Annotated in this window: 13 protein-coding genes and 1 pseudogene; 5 read left to right on the forward strand and 9 right to left on the reverse strand. The window is 69.3% G+C overall.

Annotated features, from left to right (window positions below; genetic code table 11):
- The first annotated feature begins 333 nt into the window (after positions 1-333).
- Positions 334-1305, forward strand: a complete 972-nt coding sequence (locus tag ACFYZE_RS35150; RefSeq protein ID WP_389003477.1) for a hypothetical protein — start codon at positions 334-336, stop codon at positions 1303-1305.
- Between the two features lie 49 nt (positions 1306-1354).
- Here ACFYZE_RS35150 and ACFYZE_RS35155 read toward each other — a convergent pair.
- From ACFYZE_RS35155 to ACFYZE_RS35185, 7 genes and pseudogenes are all read right to left on the reverse strand, one after another.
- A pseudogene (locus tag ACFYZE_RS35155) lies at positions 1355-1919 on the reverse strand (transposase).
- Positions 1920-2277: 358 nt separating this feature from the next.
- Complete coding sequence (locus ACFYZE_RS35160; RefSeq protein ID WP_389003480.1) at positions 2278-3120, reverse strand: SDR family NAD(P)-dependent oxidoreductase; 843 nt, start codon at positions 3118-3120, stop codon at positions 2278-2280.
- A gap of 34 nt (positions 3121-3154) precedes the next feature.
- Positions 3155-3709 (reverse strand): flavin reductase family protein, encoded by a 555-nt coding sequence (locus tag ACFYZE_RS35165; protein WP_389003483.1) that lies wholly within the window; start codon positions 3707-3709, stop codon positions 3155-3157.
- Positions 3710-3714: 5 nt separating this feature from the next.
- Positions 3715-4233, reverse strand: a complete 519-nt coding sequence (locus ACFYZE_RS35170) for an acyl-CoA thioesterase (protein ID WP_389003485.1) — start codon at positions 4231-4233, stop codon at positions 3715-3717.
- Positions 4230-10088: an SDR family NAD(P)-dependent oxidoreductase gene (locus tag ACFYZE_RS35175; protein ID WP_389003488.1), complete on the reverse strand. Its 5859-nt coding sequence runs from the start codon at positions 10086-10088 to the stop codon at positions 4230-4232. The genes ACFYZE_RS35170 and ACFYZE_RS35175 overlap by 4 nt, the downstream gene beginning before the upstream one ends.
- Complete coding sequence (locus ACFYZE_RS35180) at positions 10085-10291, reverse strand: hypothetical protein (protein WP_389003491.1); 207 nt, start codon at positions 10289-10291, stop codon at positions 10085-10087. The genes ACFYZE_RS35175 and ACFYZE_RS35180 overlap by 4 nt, the downstream gene beginning before the upstream one ends.
- A 26-nt stretch (positions 10292-10317) precedes the next feature.
- On the reverse strand, positions 10318-12159 hold the full coding sequence (locus ACFYZE_RS35185) for an NAD(P)/FAD-dependent oxidoreductase (protein WP_389003493.1): 1842 nt from the start codon (positions 12157-12159) through the stop codon (positions 10318-10320).
- A 379-nt stretch (positions 12160-12538) separates the two neighbouring features.
- On the opposite strand from ACFYZE_RS35185, the gene ACFYZE_RS35190 reads away from it, so the two are divergent.
- Together ACFYZE_RS35190 and ACFYZE_RS35195 are read left to right on the forward strand one after the other, a co-directional pair.
- Positions 12539-14056, forward strand: coding sequence for an MFS transporter (locus ACFYZE_RS35190; protein WP_389003496.1), 1518 nt, complete (start codon positions 12539-12541; stop codon positions 14054-14056).
- 276 nt (positions 14057-14332) lie between these two features.
- Positions 14333-15151, forward strand: coding sequence for a maleylpyruvate isomerase family mycothiol-dependent enzyme (locus tag ACFYZE_RS35195; protein ID WP_389003499.1), 819 nt, complete (start codon positions 14333-14335; stop codon positions 15149-15151).
- Positions 15152-15233: 82 nt separating this feature from the next.
- Here ACFYZE_RS35195 and ACFYZE_RS35200 read toward each other — a convergent pair whose 3' ends face one another.
- Positions 15234-15953 carry a helix-turn-helix transcriptional regulator gene (locus tag ACFYZE_RS35200; RefSeq protein ID WP_389003502.1) on the reverse strand — a complete coding sequence of 240 codons (720 nt, stop codon included), beginning with the start codon at positions 15951-15953 and terminating at the stop codon, positions 15234-15236.
- A gap of 414 nt (positions 15954-16367) precedes the next feature.
- On the opposite strand from ACFYZE_RS35200, the gene ACFYZE_RS35205 reads away from it, so the two are divergent.
- Positions 16368-16775, forward strand: a complete 408-nt coding sequence (locus ACFYZE_RS35205; protein ID WP_389003505.1) for an SgcJ/EcaC family oxidoreductase — start codon at positions 16368-16370, stop codon at positions 16773-16775.
- A gap of 92 nt (positions 16776-16867) precedes the next feature.
- Here ACFYZE_RS35205 and ACFYZE_RS35210 read toward each other — a convergent pair whose 3' ends face one another.
- A complete protein-coding gene (locus ACFYZE_RS35210) occupies positions 16868-18403 on the reverse strand; it encodes a GMC family oxidoreductase (RefSeq protein WP_389003508.1) in 1536 nt (511 codons plus the stop codon).
- 141 nt (positions 18404-18544) lie between these two features.
- On the opposite strand from ACFYZE_RS35210, the gene ACFYZE_RS35215 reads away from it, so the two are divergent.
- Positions 18545-19612, forward strand: coding sequence for an LLM class flavin-dependent oxidoreductase (locus ACFYZE_RS35215; RefSeq protein ID WP_389003511.1), 1068 nt, complete (start codon positions 18545-18547; stop codon positions 19610-19612).
- The last annotated feature ends 31 nt before the right edge of the window (positions 19613-19643 follow it).

Consider the following 19643-nt stretch of genomic DNA (forward strand, 5'->3'; position numbering starts at 1 on the left):
CCGAGTACGAACGCGAGTGGTGGCGACAACAGGAAGCCACCCCCCAGTCCGCCTAAAACAAGATCACCGGACTCCACGAAACTCGGGGCAGCTCAAGTCAGCGGTGCCTTCTGTTGTGTATCCGACGCCCAGCCTGCGGCCGCGGCCGGGGAGGGCTACCTGACGCCTGTAGGCCCGCGCCTGTCTGCCGACCTGGTCCACCGACTGCCCAGCCACGTTCCGGAGACGTCCCCGCCTTCGGAAAGGCAAGCTCAAAGTAGTTGCGCCAGCAGCCGTCCCCTCACCATCGGCAGTCGTGACGTCCAGCACGCCAGGCCGCAGGAGGACACTTTCGTGAGTGAGATCCCCACAGTTCCGGTACCTGTCATCAGATCGCACAAGACCTCCCTCTTCGTCCCCGACAGCTTCCCGCGCAGGCGGGGGCTGATCGTGTTGCTCAGTCTGATCGGCGGGCTTTTCCTCGCTTACGCCTGGTCCGCCAAGCTCGTGGACGATGAGATCGGATTCAACACCGCCGACACGCTCCTCGGGCACGACGCAGGAGCCACGCCTATCGGCGGTATCGCCGCCGGAGTCGTCTTCGCGTTCGTCACCGGCCTGGCCGGGTCCTTCACGGCGTGCAACATCGCGGTCTTCGGAGCGGTGGGGCCGCTGATCGGGCAGAGCCAGTCGAGAGGAACCCGCTTCCTGCACACCGTCAAGCCGCTGGGATGGATGGCCGTCGGCATGATTCCGGTATCCGCTGTCTACGGAATGACAGTCGGTGTGGTCGGCACGCACATGCCACAGTTCTCGAACACCGTGAATCCCGCCGGAGGTGTCACTCCCAAGATCGCCCAGGCGATGATCACGTTCGGTCTCATCGGGCTCGTAATGATCGTCCTTGGCTTGGCCGCCATTGGTCTGGTCAAAGACCCGCTGGCAGCCGTCTCTCGTCGGTTCCGAAACGCGCCGCTGATCCTGATGGGTGCACTGGTCGGCGCCTTTCTGATAGGGCGGCCTTATCCTCTGTTCCGCAACCTGTTCCGGCACGCTGCGACCACCCACAACCCGCTGTACGGCGCGGTCGCCTTCTCCCTGCAGTCCATCGGCAACATCCTCGTCATGTCGTTGCTGTTCATCGCACTTTCTTACGGAGTCGGCGAACGGATACAACGCTGGCTGACCGCCAAGCCAGGGAGAGGCGCCACGTTGACTGCCTCGGCGTTCCTGGTCACCGGCGTCTTCACCCTCGTCTACTGGACCGTGCGGATTCTCGGCAGGCTCGACTACATCTGGTTCCCGACGGCGCCCTGGAACAACTGACAGCAGGGCTCTGCGTCGTCACGCTCGGATGCCCGAAGGCCGGCCGCCATCACCCTGGTGACCAGGCATCTCGCCCGGAAGGGCGCCACCTTCGGCCGACCGCGGAAACCGGCGCCGGCCGACGGCTGGTCACGGCCGCGAGCGTCCAGGACTCCGCCGCCGCAACCGCCCGCGGATTACACCGGCCACGGGAAAGGGCCCGCACGTGCGGGCCCTTTCCCGTGGGTCTCGGTGTGCTGGATGAGCCGTTGGTAGTCCCTCGCGTGACGGCGGGCGTGCATCATCCACGCCAGCGAGCGTTCGACGACCCAGCGGCGGGGCAGCACGACGAAGCCGGAGGCGCCCTTGGGGCGGCTGACGGGCCTGATGGTGAGGTTGAGGTGCCGTTTCGCCCAGTCGACGAGTTTTCCGGCATGGGGCGGGAAATCCGCCGACGGGCCCCGCCACTTGCAGCCGGTGGCCACGGCATAGCGGACCGCATCGACGATCTCGCGGCGGGGATGCTTCTCCGGCCGGTCGCCGTTGCTGGGCTCGCAGGCCGGGGTGGGCAGCAGTGGTTCGGTCAGCGCCCATTCGGCGTTCGTGGTGTCCGAGGGGTAGCGGCGACGACGCATGACAGGGGCCTTCGAATGCGGCGGGACCTCCCTGCGAGCGGCCCCGCCGCAGGTCAGGAGCTGGCGATGAGGTCGAGGGTGGACTTACACAGCGTCCGAGCGGCGACCGACGCCGACCACCCAGCGGGCCCCGCACTCCGGGCACTCCACCTGACCGGCCTTGCCCTGAACAGCTGCCAGGCGCTTGGGGCAGCCGCCGTTCCTTCCGCCACTGCCTGGACCGAGACACCGATGAACAGAACACGGCCCCAGGCCGCGCGTCCGGCCTGAGCCGTTCACTGCAACCCCAGCAGTTTTTTCCGGGCCGAAACTCATCCCATGCCAGCCCGATCGGTGCCGGTGACTGGTCGAAAGGTGGTCAGGGCGCCGGAAACTGCCTGGCCACAAACTTGTCAAAGGCGGCATCCGGCAGCGCTCGACGAAGCCCCAGCGCGCCGCGTGCCAGCAGGCCGACCGGGTAGCGGGCACGCGGGCGCCGCGAGACGGCCGCCCGCTCGACCACTCGGGCCACCGCCTCCGAGGTCAGGGCGAGTTGCCCGGCGGCCGTGCGCCCCTCGTGCACATCAATGGCCCAGGCCGCCAGCTTGTCGTAAAAGGCTTGGTAAGCGGAGTCCGAGCGGCCGGCGAACTGGGCGATCGCCGTGGTGAAGAACTGCGTGCGGACCGTGGCGGGTTCGATCAGGCTGACCCGGACATCGAAGGGAGCCACTTCCACGTGCAGCGTGTCGGCGTAGGCTTCCAGCGGGTGCTTGGTGGCGTGATAGAGCCCGCCACCGGGTGGCGAGAATCTGCCGAGGATCGATGAGATCTTCACGATGCGCCCGGTGTGCTGGGCGCGCATCCCCGGCAGCACCAGCTGAATGAGTCGTATCTGCCCGAAGACGTTGGTCTCGAGCGCCGGGCGTACGGTGTCCAGGGGAACGTCCTCGACCGTGCCGTGTACTGCGCTGCCGGCGTTGTTGACCAGCACGCCGACAGCACCGTGATCCTCGGTGATGCGTTTGACAGCGGTGACCATGGACTCCTCGTCCGTGACGTCCAGGCGCAGGGTGTGGATGCCCTGCGCCGTCAGGGCGTCAAGGGTGCCAGGGTCGCGGGCGGTCGCGTGGACGGGCAGTCCGGCCGCATGCAGCCGCAGCGCGGCAGCGCGACCGATGCCGGTGGAGCAGCCGGTGACCAGGGCTGCGCGGGAGGCTGCCATCAGCGTTTTCCTTTCCGGGGAGTGAGGGAGTTCCTTATATGGTGTGGTCGCGCCAGTCGGCAGGTGCTTCCAGCCGTCGGTAGGAGCCGGCGAAGAAGAGGAGAGCGTCGTCGTCGGTGCCGTCGCCGAGCTCCAGTACCTGGCCGAGGAATATCGAGTGGTCACCACCGTCGTGGACAGCCGCCAGGCCGCACTCGAACCAGGCCAGTGAGCCGGGCAGGACCGGGGCGCCGGTGCGAGGTGCGGGTACCGAGTCGACGGTGGCGAACTCGGCAGCGCCGCGTGGCCGGCTGCCGTCGGCGAAGTGGCGCGCCACACGTTCCTGCCGGTCGGAGAGCACCGACACCGCGAACGACCCGTGCTCCAGAATCGCCGCATGCATCGAGGCGTCTCGCATGACACACACGAGAATCATCGGTGGGGTCAACGACACTGATGTGAACGAGTTCGCGGTCATGCCGCGTGGCTCGTCCCGGCCGACGGTGATGACGGTGATCCCCGTGGCGAAGCGTCCGAAGACCCGGCGGAGTTCCCGAGGAGAGAGGTCCGATCCCAGCGCTGTCCCGGCGTGTCCGCGCTTCGCTGCCATGGCGATCAGGCCTCTCCGGGCCGCGTCGCCCCGTTCGCGGCGACGGGCATCGGCGCTCCGGCACGGTGCGCCGAGGAGGCGCCACGTGCCTGGTACCGGGTCAGTGCTCTGCGCAGTGACTCCGGAACCGGCGTGGGCAGGGTCGCCGCGTTCGGGCCGCGCATACACGCGACCCGTTGCCGCCCGCGTGCCACCAGTTCTTCCAGCCCCTCCCGCAGCCGCACGTAGTCGAAGGAGAACTCGACCTGTGTCTGGGTGAGGTCCTCCAGGCGCATCCGGATCGACAGCTCGTCGAACGCCGTGATCTCGGCCAGGAACTCGCAGTCCACCTTCAGGGTGAACAGCTTCAGATCGTTCTGAAGGTCGGCGATCACGTCCCGAGCGTGCTCGCGCAGGAACATCTCCCGGCACCGTCCCTGCCAGCGCAGGTAGTTGACGTAGTAGACGTTGCCCACGAGGTTGGTCTCCTCGAAACCGACCACGTGCCGGTACTCGTAGTACTGCCTCGGCCCGTACTGCTTCACTTGTCCGCCTCGCCTTCGCCCATAGCCATCGACACCGTGAACACCACCGGCTCCGCGACGCCGTCCAGCCGTGTCGCGAAGGAGGCGATCGACGTGAAGCCGCTGCGCAGTGCCGCCCACGGCCCGCTGTCACCGCCCGTCGATTCGGCGGTCAGACCCACCCGCGCATGACCGGTCTTGCGCAGGCACTCCACCGCGCCCCAGACACGGGTCGCCGCGACCGCATAGTCCTCGTCCCGCTCGGTGGCGAGCAGTGCGGCCAGTGCGGCACCTTCCGCGCCCAGCAGGGCGCGCCACTGGTCCTGGGTCCGGGGCGTGGCGACCTCCACGTCGCAGCCGATCGGACGGTCCCCGGCCACGGCGAATGTAACGCCCGCGCCGTGGGAGGCGGAGACCCGGAACCCGGGCACCAGCGGCATGCCGTCCGGCCGGTACCTGACTTCCGTCGGATGACCGAGAGCCCAGCTCAGCGCCCGCTGTGTGCCGGCGCGCCGTGCTGCGCGCGAGGCTGTCACCGACGGGTCGTCCGGGAACACCGCGGCGCGCAGCCCGGTCCCCAGGATCGGTTCGGCGTTGCGTTCGAGATAGGTGGTCACCAGGGCCGCTCGCCATGGGCCGGCGCCGCTCTGTTTCCGCACCGCCTGCAGTGTCAGCCCTTCCCACCGCTCGACCAAAGCACCTTCGGGATCGCGGACATCGACGTCGTACACGTACGTGTCACCGTCCCGCGACACCTCGGTGGCGTGCACCGCCACCTCCGTGGCTCGCTGCAGCCGATCGGCATCCGCAAGGAGCAGCCGTTTGACCGATGCCGGCAACAGTGTCGCGTCCGGCACACAGCACTGGATCGAGTGCATCAGTGCGTCTCGCGTCCCGGGATCGGTCAGCACCAGATCGGCCGGGTGGAACTCTCCGAACCAGTCGCGGCGTGAGAGGCTGGAGAGCTGTGCGACGCAGCTGCGGGCCGTGAGCTGCCGGTAGCCCAGCAAGCGCTGGAAGCGTGCGCCTTGGAAGAGAACGGATCCGTAGAGTTCGTCGGCCGGCCGCAGCGGGATTTCGGGATCCGAGGTCTCGACCGGTCCAGCGGCATCGGTGGTCGAGGAGATGTCGTAGCGCAGTGTGGCCCGGAAGTGGTCGGTCTGGAACCCTGTCTCACTGGAGCGCACTGCCGCGCGGACCGTGTCCGGGCCGTCGGCCAGGACGAGGACGCGCGCAGTGGTGCGGCCGTCGGCCGGCACGACGATCGGGCGCAGGAACTCCACATCCGTCAGCGCGGGCACCGTCGTGCGACCGGTCAGTGCCGAGGCGGCCTGGGCCAGGGCTTCGAAGCCGAGAACCGCCGGAAACAGCAGATCGCCGTCGAGTGCGTGGTCGCCGAGGTAGGGATCGTCTGCGGCGGACAGGTCGGCGTCGGCAATGAGCTCGATCCCCGGGTAGTGGACGCGCGGCCTTTCCAGGAACCGTCCCAAGGGCAGCTCGCGCGGCTCCAGCGTGATGGTGGGGAGCCCTTCGGCGCGTCCCATGACGACGACGGCGCTGGGGGTGTCGGGGTCTGTGATGAGGTCCTTGAGTATGGCGACGCCGTCTGCCACGGGGATCGGGGAGATCCCTTCGCGCATCAGCGATTCCAGGACACCCAGCCGCTCGCCCATTCCGGAACCGGACCACACCGACCACTCCACGGCCAGGCAGCGGCAGCCGGGGTTCTCTTCGCCGTAACGGCGCGTCAGGTCGGTGAGCCAGTCGTTGGCAGTGGCGTAGTCGCCTTCACCACGCAGCCCGGCCCGGCCGATGATGCTGCCGAAGGTGACCAGCAGGCGCAACGGCGCGTCGTCGATGGCCGTGAGGACGGTCTTCAGGCCGTCGATCTTCGGTGCGAGTGTACGGCGGAAGGTGTCCTCGTCCAGGTTGACGAGGGCCTGCGGCTCGTTGCGCCCGGCGCCGTGCAGCACCGCCGTGACGGGCCCCAGCTCGCGGCGGACCTCTTCGAGGGCGGCCTTGACCTCGTCCGCGGCGGTCACGTCGGCTCGGATGTAGCGGAACCGGACACCCGAGGCCCGCACGCGCTTCAGGTTCGCGGCCAGCTCAGCGTCCTCAGCCGGATCCGAGCGGCCCAGCAGGGCCAGCGCGGCGTCCGTGTCCTGCACAAGGGCCAGCGCGGCCTCCGCGGTGATGCCCTTGCCGCCGCCGGTGACCAGCAGCACATCGTCCTTGCCGAACATCGAAGGGGCCGCGGCGGAGCCCGCCGCCGGCAGGGCCCGCAGCACCGGCACCGAGCGCCGTCCGGTGGCGTCGTACCAGACCTCGGCGAAGTCCTCAGTCATCGCCGCGTCGGCCGCGATCCGGGCGGCCAGCTCAGCCGCCTCCTCCTGCGTCAGCGCCTCCGGGTCAGGCAGGACCACGACGGTCGTGGTGACGTCCGGTGCCTCCAGGTGCAGCGTTTTGGCCATGCCCGCAGCGCCCCGCCGGCCGCCGACGGTGACGAACCGTACGGGAGCGCTCCGGACCCGGGACAGCGCGGCCCGCACTGCCGTGATGAGCAGGGGGACATGTTCCTCGTCCGCTTCGCGCGGCAGACAGAGCAGCACGCCGTCACCGATCCCGGCCGTGCGCAGAGCCCGACACAGCGGCTCGGCCAGCGGGTGGGCCGCGGTGGCGAACAGCTCCCACTCGCCCCAGGGAGCGTGCGGAGCGTGCTGGGGGACAGGAACAGCCGGCTCGGTGGGCACCAGGTCCACGGCGAACGACCGCACCCACGGCGCGACTCCCGCAACGTATTCGCGCTCCCCCTCCCCGTCTCGTGCCGTGGCGGCGAGTTCGTCGAGCATCCTCGCCAGCTCGGCCAGGGTCGATGTGGCGTACGCGGACGTCGCCATGACCGCCGTCACACCGAGCTCCCCAGCGGCCTGCGTCACGATCTGGCCGACGGTGATGGAGCTGAGATGCAGCTCGTCGATCGGGTTGCTGTCGGGGGACACCGCGGTGATCGGCAGCTCCGCGCGTTCGGCCGCCAGGCGTCGCAGGACGGTCAGAGTGTCGGATTCCGCCGCAGGCCGCCGCCCCGGTGCGGCCACGATCTCAGCCGCTGCGGAATCGAGCGGCTCTTCGGGTGTCGCGAAGTCGGCCTCCGGCGCCGCCTCACAGGGACTGGCCAGGAACGAGAACTGTTTGTCCAGCGGCAGGGCCTTGACGTACCGGTCGCGGAACAGTTCCCCGTGCCGGACGGGTGCTCCGAGCACATGGGCCGCGGCAACCGCGTGGAACAGCCCGGCCAGCGACATGCTGTCGGATTCGATCGAGACCGCGGGCACGGCCGGCGCGATCTGCTGGACCAGGTTCCCCAGCACCCGCCCGGGCCCGACCTCGATGAACAGGTCCGTTTCGGCGGCCAGGGTCTCGACCGCGTGGCTGAATCGCACCGGGTCCAGGATCTGTCGGGTCAACAGCTCACGCACATCGGTGTCCGGCCGCAGCGGAGCCCCGGTGACCGTGGACACCACGGTCTTGGCCGGCGGAGCGAAGTCCTCCCCGGCCAGGTACTCGCGGAACGCCTCGGCGGCCGGGGCGACGGCCTTTGAGTGGAACGCGTGCGAGACGGCTATCCGCGTGGCCGGGACACCGCGGGCCCGGGCCCGCGCCATCACTGTCTCCACTGCCGGCGCCGGACCGCTGACCACCGTCTGCACAGGGCTGTTGAGACCGGCGATGACCACTGGGTCAGTGCCTATCAGGGCCTGCACCTCGGCTTCCGGGGCGGCGATCCCGGCCATCGCCCCGCCACCGGCACTGGCGGTGCTCATGATCCGGCCGCGCGCGGCCGCCGCACGCAGGACAGCGTCCTCGCTGAGTGCTCCGGCCCAGTGCAGCGCTGCCAGTTCGCCGAGACTGTGTCCCGATGCGCCGACGGCCTCGATGCCGAGTGCCGACAGCGCACGCAGTCCTGCCACCGCACCGGCGATGATCCGTGGCTGCGCGACCGCGGTCGCGACCTGGTCACCGCCGCTCGGCAGGTCCAGTTTGTCGTACAGCTGGTCCACCGTGGCGAATCGACGTCGCAGGGCACCACCGTCCGCCCCGCGTCCCGAGCCCTGCCCCGGGAACAGGTAGGAGATGCGTGGCGGCTTTCCGCCGGCACCGAGAAAGACGCCGCCGATCGGATCGAGTACCTGGCGCGCGCCGTCGTCGAGAAGCGCGATGAGCTTGCCGAGGCGCAGTTCCGCCTCCTCCGGAGAACGTGCAACGACCGCGGCCCGCACCGGCAGGCCCGTCAGGTCGTGCGACAACGTGGCGGCCAGATCTCCGAGTTCGGCGAACGACAGCTGCGGTACGAACGCCGCGAGCTGGGCGACACGGTCGCGCATCTCGGCGGTGCCGGATGCGTCGAGCAGCAGCAGCTCGGTGTCCTGGCGGGACCGCACAAGGCGCCGTGTCACCGACCCGAGGCTGCTGCGGCGCACACCGTCGGCGTGCTCGACGACGAGATGCGCGTTGATGCCGCCGAAGCCCATCGAGGAAACGGCGGCGCGGACCGGGGCGCCTTCCGGCCACAGTTCGGCGGTGTCCGGCACTCGCAGCATGGATGCGTCGCCGCCCAGCGCCGGATGCGGTTGGCGGTGTCCTGTGGCGGGCGGGATGATCTGGTGCCGGACCGCGAGAACCGCCTTGATCAGCCCGGCGGCTCCGGCCGCGCCTTTGGTGTGACCGATGTTGCCCTTGACGGTGCTGATCGCTGCGGGCGCCGCCGTCGGATCAGCGGCGCGGCGTGCGCCGGAGATCGCCTCCAATTCGGTCGCGTCTCCCACGGCGGTGCCGGTGCCGTGGCCCTCGAAGTAGGCGACGCTCTCCACGCCGAAGCCTGCGGCGGCGTACGCACGGCTGATCGCAAGCTGGTGCCCGGCGGCCTCCGGCCGGGTGATCCCGCCCTTTCCATCAGAGCTGTGGCCCCATCCGGCGATGGTCGCGTAGCGGAACCGGCCCTGGCGCACGGCGTCCTCGTCGCGCATCAGGACGAGCATCCCGCACCCCTCGCCGGGCCAGAAGCCGTTGGAGTCCTTGTCGTAGACCCGCATCTCGCTCGTGGACAGCGCGCCGGTCTTGGCGAAGCCCACGAGTTCGAACGGGTCGATGCTCAGGTCCACGCCGCCTGCGATCGCGGCGTCGACCTGGCCGGTGGCCAGTGCGGTGCAGGCGGTGGCGACCGACAGCAGCGAGGAGGAGCAGGCACCGTCGACGGTGTACCCGCCGCCTCCGAAGTCGAAGTAGTTACAGATACGGCCGGAGATGGTGTTGGCCAGGCCGCCGGCCAGGGTGTCCTCGTCGACGCGTGGGAACGGGGCCTTGTAGCGCTCTTCGAGTTGGGCCAGGAACTGGCCGAGGTCCGCCTCCGCCCAGCCACGCTCCCGCAACGCGGCTCCGACGGTGCGCTTGACGTACGGCCAGCGCAGGCGCATGAGGTTGGCTCGGCTGAACTCGCCGGTCAGGGTGTTACCGATGATGACGCCGGTCGCAGCCCGGGGCAGGCCCTGTCCGCGGGGGAATCCGGCGTCGTCCAATGCACGCGCCACGGTGTCCAGGGCGAGCCAGTGCGTCATGTCGGTGGAGCGGAACGTGCTGCCGCCGATGCGGTAGCCGACGCGATCGAACTCGAAGCCTTCCAGCACAGCGGCCATGCGGGCGTAGTGCCGGTCGGGAGCCGCGGGATCCGGCGAGTAGTAGTCCTCGGTGCGTATCCGCTCCTGCGGAATCCGGCGGAAGGCCCGCCGCCCGGCCAGAACGTTGCGCCACAGCTCCTCGGGGGTGTCGGCATCCGGGTACCGCAGGGCGATGCCGACGACCGCGATCTTCATGCTCTTCATGCGGCCACCTGCTCCCCGTGTTCCCGGTCGACCGAGAAGGCTGGCGTCACGGTGTTCTCCTTCTTCTCTCCTCCCGCACCAAGGGGTGCGGGAGCCCGCCCGGCCAGCCGCAGTACGGCCGTGATCAGGGCTGTTGCGGACAGCAGGTCGTCGACCGGGGCGGGTATGGGGACGTCCGGGTCGACTGCGCGGTTGGGACGCATGAGCGGTGTCCTCCTCATCTGGCGGGTTACAGGGAGGCGGTCTCGTGGTCGGCCGCGGAGGTGGTGGGCGCGGCCACGGGAGATGCCGGCGGGATCGGTCCCCAGGTCTTGCCGTGGGCGCTCATCGCAGCCGGTTGGTACTGCCAGTCGCGGTTGCGGGCGGCGACGATGTCTCGCACGGCCGATGTCCCGCGTCGCCACCCGTCGCGCTGGGAGGCCAGCGCGAAGCCGAGCGCCTGGCGCGCGTAGGACAGCAGCGGGAAGGTGCAGTTCTCCTTCCAGGCTGCTGAGCCGTGCATCCGGTACCAGGTGACGTGCCGGGCTCCGGCGGGGAGCGTGAATGTCGCGATCGCATGCTGATCGGGGTCGCCGAAACCCATGTACGGCGGCACGAAGTCGAGGGCACCGAGCCGCGCGAAGATCTGCTCGGCAGCCGCCGCATGAGTGATGCGGCCGCTCGCGGCGGCGTCGATGTCGCGCTGTGATGCACTGATGGCGGCGACCACCTCGGGCAGGTGGCTGCCCAGCACGCCCATGCGGGACGGTTCCGTGGTCCTGGCCAAGTACGCGGGATCGCCGCTCTTCAGGTAGCGGACGAGCAGCGACAGCGGGCCGAAGGCCCCAAGTACGTTGCCGAGTACCCAGTTGCGGTTCCAGGCGTTCCAGGTGTCGTAGCTGGCGAAGGCCTGGAACGAAGTGGCCACAATGCTGTCGTAGTAGTCGAACGCCCGATTGACGGTGTCCTCGATGTGCTGGAATCGCTCGGTCGCGAAGTCGTTCTCGGAGACCGCCTTCAGCAGCTCCTCGGCGATCAGGTCGACGGCGACCACGAGCACCGACATCCCGCTGGAGAACAGAGGGTCGACGAACCCGGCGGCATGGGGCAGCTGAAGAACCCGCGGCAGGAGCATGTGGGGTGACGAGTACTGCAGGCGGCCGGAGCGCACCCACGGTCGTACCGGCTTGGCTCCCGCGAAGTGGCGCTCGATCGTGGGGTAGGAGGCGACGATACGGCGGAACTCCTCCTCCGGAGATCCCTCGGGGTCGGGATGGCGCGTACGGTCCAGCATCAGGCCCACGCTGGCCAGCGGGTTCGTCGATTGCCGGTGGTTGTTGAACGGGATCACCCAGACCCAGCCCCCGTCGAAGACGTGGTGCATGGTCGCCTCACCGAGCGGAGAGGGCACCTTCTTGCGGGCTGGGCCGTCCAGCAGGAGGTCGGCGCTCTTCACGCCGATCATGTGCGTGTAGAGGGTACGGGTGTCGGTGCGAAACCGCGGGGTCGCATCCCGCATGGAGAACAGGTCGGAAACCAGCGACCGCATGCCCGAAGCGTCGATCAGGTATTTGGCCCGGTAGACCGTCCCGGCGGCCGCGCGCAGTTCCACTCCGTCGTCCCGCAGCGCGATGTCCTCGATTCGTGTCTGAGAGACGAGGTCCGCGCCGTACTGAACCGACATGGCGGCGAGGTAGGCGTCGGTGTCCTGCCGGAACAGGTGGGAATCCGGCCCTATGGGCGGCGTCAGTGTCGGCAGCTGGTTGATGTGGTCACCCTCATGCTCGCGGCCGGCGTAGTGGTACATGAAGCTGAAGGACCGCTTCACCCCGCATGCGCTGCTGATGTTGTCGCGCAGCGCGTGGAAGGAACCGAGCCAGCCGATCTCCGGGACTCCGTACTTCTCGCCGATGATCCGCAGCCGGATGCCTGTCTCCGGGATGAGCGACTCGCCGATGGCGAACCGTGGGTGTGAAGCCCCCTCGAGCAGCAGGGTTTTCACCCCGTGCTTGGCGAGGATGCAAGCGAGCATCGATCCGCCGATGCCCGAGCCCAGGATGGCGACGTCGTAGCGGTTGCTGGTCACGGTCACGGTTGCCCCTGCCTTCATGTGTAGTGCTGCACGCCACGCCGACCCAGCGTCGGGCAGGGGCGGACGGGCCGCCTACTCCTCGCTTGCCGTGCTCGTCCGGCCACCTGATCGAGGTTGGCACCCTCGGAGAAGTAGGGGCTGCGTGAGGCAGGCCACCATGTCGGTTGTATCAGCGCGCCGTGCGAGCGCGTTCTGCGCCGGCAGTCGAAGGCGGCAGGACGTCCTTCCGTGCGCCCGGCTTTCGCGACCGACGAGAAGGGTTCCACCGCCCATGACGGGACAGCCATCCAAGAACCGCGCTGTCAGAGGGTTCGAACATCCCTTGGCCTTTTGGCTCGGCACGATCGCGTGTACGGCTGGAGTCGCTCTCCACCTGCCCATGTACTTCAGCGCACACGACATGGGATACGCGATGGCCGGTATGCGGCCCGATGCGTCCATGCTCGCCGGTATGGCACTGATCGTGGTGGGCCTGGCCGCGGTGCTCTACGGCCTGTTGCCCGCGCGGAGAGACGACGTCCGGCGGGCCGCAGCCCGCATCCGGGTGACCGCGCTCGACGACGCGCCCCTTCGCAAGCAGCACGTGGCTCTGCTGGTCGCCATGAGCATCGCGGTCACCATCGACACGATGAAGCCGATCACCCTCTCCTTCGTGGCACCCGGCATGGCCAGGGAGTACGGCCTGCTGCCGGTGGACAAGCACGCGCACATCACCGTGGCGTGGCTCCCGCTCGTGGCCATCACGGGGACCGTCGTGGGCTCGATGGTGTGGGGAGCGCTCAGTGACCTCATCGGCCGCCGGGCCTCCATCCTTTTCGCCGGGGCGCTGTTCCTGACGACCTCGATCTGCGGAGTGATGCCGGGGTTCATCTGGAACCTTGTCATGTGCGCCCTCATGGGGATCGGGGCCGGCGGCATGCTGCCGGTCGGCTTCACTCTCTTGGCGGAGACCATGCCGGCCAGGCACCGCGGATGGCTCATGGTGCTGGTCGGTGGCAACGCAGTCGGCGCCTACCTGCTCGTCAGCTGGCTCAGCGGAGCCCTGTCCCCGCACTACTCCTGGCGGATCCTGTGGCTGATCGGCCTGCCGACCGGCCTGCTTTTCATCGCGATCAGCCGCTGGATTCCGGAGTCACCCCGCTACCTGATCGCTCGAGGCCGCACGGAGGAGGCCAAGGCCGTGATGGCCCGCTACGGCGCAGTGGCCCACGAAGTCCGCGACGACCGGGCCGTGAACGCGGAGGACGACGCGCGCGTCACGGACATCCTGCGCTCGCCTCTGGCCGCGACCAGCCTGACCATCCTCTGCCTGGGGCTGGGAATCGGCCTGGTGACCTACGGTTTCCAGCAGTGGGTCCCCACGAACTTGCAGCAGCTGGGCTACACCTCGGTGAAAGCCGACTACACGATCCGGAACGCGGCACTGATCGGCCTGCCGTTCACCGTCCTGGCCGCCTGGATGTACGGAACGCTGGGCAGCCGCAGAACGTTGATGTCGCTGTCCGCAGTCACAGCGGCGTCGCTGGGAGCGTTCGTGCTGTGGGGGGATCAGCTGGTGCACACCCGCTTCCTGCTGCCCTTGCTGCTGATGCTGCCGACAGCGGGCATCGGCTCGCTGGCCGCGACGGCCGTCGCCTACGCCGCGGAGCTTTACCCCACGCGGATCCGGACCCGGGGCACCGGCCTGGCGGCGGCGATGACGAAGGCCGGCGGCGTGATGATCCTCGCCGTTGTCGTCGGGATCAAGTCCGTGCCGTCGATCGGCACGACCGCGGTGATCGGCGTCGTCCCCCTGCTGGTGGCGGTGCTGGCGCTGTTCTGGGTGGGCCCGGAGACCAAGGACCGGCGCCTGGAGGCCATTGCCGAGGAAGGGCTGCTGGTGTCCCAGGCGAACTGATGACGCTCCCGGCGGGGGGGGGGGGGGGGGGGGGGGGGGCGGCGGGGCGGGCGGGGGGGGGGGGGGGGGGCGGGGGGGGGGGGGGGGGCGGGGGGGGCGGGCGGGGGGCGGCCGCGGGGGGGTGGGGGGGGGGCCCCCCACCCCGCCGCGGGGGGGTGTGGGTTTTGCGGGGGGGGGGGGGGGGGGGCGCCCCCCCCCGCGGGGGGGGGCCCGGGGGGGGGCGGGGGGGGGCCCCCCCCCGCCCGCCCCACCGCCCACGAGCGACGGGGTCGGCTTGTGGGAAAGAAAGCCTGTGACTCTCGAACGGAATCCAGACGGGGAAGCCGCCCGACGCGGCTTCCTCCACGATCGCATAGCCTGTTTCGGCGCGCACCCACGAGGACGAGGGGCCTGAGATTGATCGGTGACACTCAGTACGGGACAGCAGGGGAGCCCGGGGAAGCGGTCCTGCCCCTTCACCTGGCGTACTGTCACACTCGTGCCAGTCTGACGCGCCTGCTCACCAGCCGCCCGGACGCCGCAGTCCTTCCGGTGCCGGCATGCCCGGGCTGGACCGTGTACGACACCGTCGCCCACCTGGTCGCCAACTGCCGCTTGGCGGAACACAATCTGGTCGGCCGGCCGAAAAAGGCCGCCGGGGACACGCTGCCCGAGCTGCTGGTCGAGTGGAACCGCAGTGGCGAACGTGTCGAGCTCGGTCTGCGCGGCTCCTCGAGCGACACCGCGGGCTCGGTCCTGGTGATGGATGCCTACACCCACGAGTTCGACATCCGCCACGCGCTCGCATCCGAGCTGCCGAAGTCGCACCCGGCGGCCCGGGCAGCGTTCGACCTGGCGATCAACGGCTTCCGCGCGTCGGTGGTCCAGCTGAGGCGCCCGGCCCTGCGGCTGCAGACGATGGAGGCGCAGTGGGACGTAGGCGACGGCGAACCGACGGCTGTTGTGTCCGGGACTGCACATGACCTGTACCGGTCGCTCGTGGGACGACGGACCGTGCGGCAGATCAGCGAACTGTCCTGGAGCGACGATCCGGCGACATGGATTCCCGCCTTCAGCTGGGGACCTTTCCGGCCGCCTCAAGGGCCGGTGGAGTGAGCATCGCAAGCGGACCTCCCGTCGGCAGGCAGTAGCAGCACTTACCGACGAGAGGTCCGCGTCAGTCTGCGGGCGTCCTTAATCAGGCGGCGGTGTCCAGCGTCGGCATCAACCAGTTGTCCAGCTCCGGAAGTGCCAGCAGAACCGGCGTGTCGACGAGTGCCACGGGGCGCATTCCGATGTGGTGCCCGTCGAGCATGGTGTCCGACCGGACCACCAGCCGGTCGGTCTTACCGAGGAAGAGGGGCTTGCGGAGCCACGGCCTCGGATCGATGTCACGCACACCGACGGCGGCCGCACGCACGTACCACGTCCCGGAGGGAACGTGCTTGAGCGTATAGCGACCGGAGCGGTCCAGAATGTCGCAGGCCACCGGGAAGCCTTCCACCAGCGGGGAACTGAACGCCCCGACGTACACGCGGACCGGCTCGTCCGTTTCCGGCATGCGAATCGAGCCGGTGACCGTCCCATGGCCGTCCCCGTGCGGTGGACGGCCGCCCAGAGTGTGCAGGCCGTCCTGGGACAGCAGGCGATAGCGGCCTGGCGAGGTCCCGACACTGCGCGTGAATCGGCTGGTGAACGTGCCCAGGCTGTTGTACCCAACGGTGTACGCGATGTCAGTCACGTTCTGGGTCGTCTCCAGGAGCAGATTCTTGGCGCGGAACAGCCGGATCGCGGCCAGGAATCGGCCCGGGGATGTTCCGGTGATGGCGCGGAAGGTACGGGAGAAGTAAAATTTGCTCAGAATGGCTGAGTCGGCGATGTCGTCTAGTGTCAGCGGCTCGCTGTAGCGGTTCCACATGGTGGAAATGGCATGCTCGACTGCTAGTTGTACGACGTCCAAGATCATTCCCCCGCTCGGCACCGTGAACTGTCAGACTCCCGATTTCGCAATCAGCGCCCCCTTCACGACATCTCCCGCCACCCCCACGGCACGGGAGCAAGTCCTCAGCCCTCACCGCAGAGGCCGGACCGGCCACTGCCGCTCGGTACCGGTCAGCCGTCACCAGCCACCCCGGCAGAACCCGTTCGAGTTTCTCCTCGAACGCCCACAGTGACTTCTTCATGGCTGCCCTTCCTTGGCCGAACAGCACCCCCTTGCCTGTGACGGTCGTCACATAGCTGTGTGCAGAACCGCGATGAGTTCAGGCCGCCTCGCCGGTATGTACGGGTGGATCCGTGAGGGTCCCTGGACACGCGTGACAAGGAGAGGACCATGTCCGACAACCGCCTGCAGGACGAGACCGCGATCAGCACCGTTCTCGAAGCCCTTTACAAGGCGTGGGAGGCCAACGACGCCGACGCCTTCGTCGCCGACTACACGGAGGACGCGACCGCGATCCTCCCCGGCTCGTTCCGTCAGGGTCGCGAAGGGATCCGCCAGAGCATGGCCGGCGGCTTCGCCGGACCGCTCAAGGGCACCAAGACGTACAACAAGCAGATCGGGGTGCGCTTCCTCGGCCAGGACGGCGCCATCGTCGTCAGCGAGTCCGGAATCCTCTTCCCGGGCGAGACCGAGCTGCCCGCCGAGCGCCTGGTGTACGCCACCTGGGTGCTGGAGAAGCGGGACGGCCGGTGGCTGATCGCCGGCTACCACAACAGCCCTGCGAAGCCGAACAACTGAATGCCTGTCACACAGCATTGCTGATGGGTCGGTCCCGTCCCGCCCCAAGGGCAGAACGGGACCGACCACTCGGATGACACCGCGGGAACGGATCACCCGGCGCAGAGCATCGCAGCGGCACGTTCGGCGATCATTACCACACTGAGCAGCGTATTGGCGCAGACCATGGCCGGCATGACCGAAGCGTCGGCCACGAAAAGGCCTTCGACGCCATGCACCGCGCAGTGCTGGTCCACCACCGCGGTCTCGTCGTCGGCCCCGCCCATCCGTACCGTGCCGACCGGGTTGTAGGCCGAGTCCACCGCGGCATCGATGTAGGCCCGCAGAGTCTCCTCCGAGTCCAGGGTCCGTTCGTCCACCAGGACTGCTTCCTCGCCGTGGTCGAAGATCTTCGGTGACTGCGCCAGCTGCCAGCAGCCGCGCACGGCCTCCGACAGCAGTGCGTAGTCGCGTTCGTCCGACAGATATCCCAGGTCGATCCTCGGCGCGGCGGCCGGGTCGGCCGACTCCAGGACCACGCTCCCCCGTGAGTGCGCGCGTCGTGCCACCGCCATCACGCCGAACACGGTGCGCGCTCCGGCGACCTTGCGCAGCTCCGGGAAGTGGTGGGTGAGGTCGAACCGGTTGACCATCGCGTAGTACATGTCGTTGAAGCGGTGGTCCGGCTGCGAGGATGTTGTCCGCAGTACGATCTGGCCGGTCGACTTTCCTTCGTTCTCGGCGCCGGGCTTCGGGGTCAGGAACACCCCGATGCGAGGCTGGTCGGTGAGCCCGGCCCCTACGCCGGGCCGGTCGGAGTGGACCTTTATGCCCAGACGTCGCAGGGCGTCGGCCGGGCCGACCCCCGAGCGCCACAGGACCGCCGGAGACCCGATCGCGCCGGCAGCCAGGATCACGCGTCGCCCCGACAACTCCGTGCCATCCACCACCACACCGACCGCCCGGCCGTCGCGGATCACGACTCGGTCGACGAGCGCACCGGGGATGACGCGGAGGTTGGGCCGGTGCCGGGCCGGCCACAGGTACGCCATGGCGGTGGAGACACGCACTGAGGCCTCCCGCCTGGTCGACGGTATGGGGCCGACGCCGCTGGAAGAGGGATGGTTGTGGTCCGGTGCGTAGGGGTGACCGGCGGCCAGGCACGCCTCGAGAAAGCCCTGTTGGACGGGCGTCAACTCGTCGTCGCGCCAGCGTCGGATCGGCAGGGGGCCGCCGGACGCGTGGAATTCCCGGTCGCCGTATTCGGCGTCGTCCTCAACAGCGGTCAGCACCGGAAGAGCCCGCTCCCAGTCCCACAAGGGGTTGCCGAGTGCCGCCCACTCGTCGTAGTCGGCGGGTGTGCCCCGGATGGCGACCGTGTTCCCGACCGCTGACGAGCCACCCGTGACCTTGCCCTGCGGCAAGGGCACCCGGCGCCGTGCGGTGAGCTGGGCGGTCAGGCCCCAGGAGTGCCCGGCCAGCGCCATGGTGTTCGCGTCCAGCAGGTCCGACGGCGTGGTATCGGGGTTCTGGTAGTGCGGGCCCGCCTCGATCAGGGCGACCCGTCGATGGCCGTCTTCGCTCAGCCGTGCCGCGAGCACGGCCCCAGCGCCGCCGGCGCCCACCACGATGTCATCGAACTGCGGCATGTGTCCGCTCCTCTCTCCATGGATCAGCGTGCTGGCATGCCGCTTGCACGGGCTTCTCCGGCCTTGCGCAGCCTGGGAGAAGTGCCGGGCCGCAGCCGGACATACCGTCGCGAGGAGTCACGACGTTGACGGGAGACGGAGATGGCTGTGGAAGGTGCAGGGAAGGGCAAGCCGGGTCTGGCCGTACAGGCGGGGTCGGTGCCCCTGGCGGTGGAGGTGGCCGCGGAGGCGGAACGACGCGGACTGCCCTCGTTCTGGTCGAGCGAGTTCTACGACCGCTCGGCGGTCGTGACACTGGCCGCGGCAGCCACCGCCACCTCGCGCATCCGGCTCGGCTCGGCGATCGCGTGGGCGCTGGGCCGGACACCGGTGACGCTGGCGACCGAGTTCCGGTCACTGGACGAGCTTGCGCCGGGACGGGTGGCGCTGGGCCTTGGGACGGGAAACCCGCAAGTGATCGCTGACTGGCACGGTCTGGATGAGACCCGGCCGGCGGAACGGCTGATGGAATTGGTGCCCCTGATCCGACGGATCTGGGACGTGCACACCACGGCTGTCGAGCACGACGGCGCGTTCTATCGCTGCCGTATCGCCGCGGATCCGGCGCTCCCCGACTGGCCGGTTTCGGCAGAGACCGAGGGTTCCGAGCCCACCGGACGCCGTCCCAGGATCCTGCTGGCCGGCGGCCGCCGGGCGATGATCCGTGCCGCGGGCGCGGTCGCCGACGGCCTCGTAGGCCTGCCACTGTGCAGTCGCGGTTTCGTCGAAGAGGTGGTACGCCCTGAACTGGCCGACGCCGCGGAGCGCGCGGGCCGTCCACCAGCCGTGCCCATCACCGGGATGATCATCTGTGCCGTCGCCGAGGATTCCGCGCGGGCCCGGTCCTTCGCCGCCGCTCAGGTCGCCGTCTTCGCCGCCCGCCGCTCCGCCGCCCCATTGATGGACTTTCACGGCTTCGACAATGAGGTCGCCGGCATCCGCGAGGCCCTGGGCCGAGGCGACTTCCCGGCGGCAGCGGCTGCGGTGTCCGACCGCATGCTCGACGCCCTCGCCGTGTACGGCACCCCCAAGGAGGCGCAGGAACGCTTCGCCGCGGGCTTCGACGGTCTCTACGAGGAGCCGCTGCTGTTCACCGCCGGGAAGGGCATGCCCCAGGGCGCCTTCCGCGAGAGCCTGATGGCCGTCTGCGACGCGTTCGCAGCCGAATGACACGAATGCGCCGCGCGATCGACATGATCGC

The sequence above is a fragment of the Streptomyces sp. NPDC001796 genome (assembly GCF_042892355.1).
Classification (GTDB): domain Bacteria; phylum Actinomycetota; class Actinomycetes; order Streptomycetales; family Streptomycetaceae; genus Streptomyces.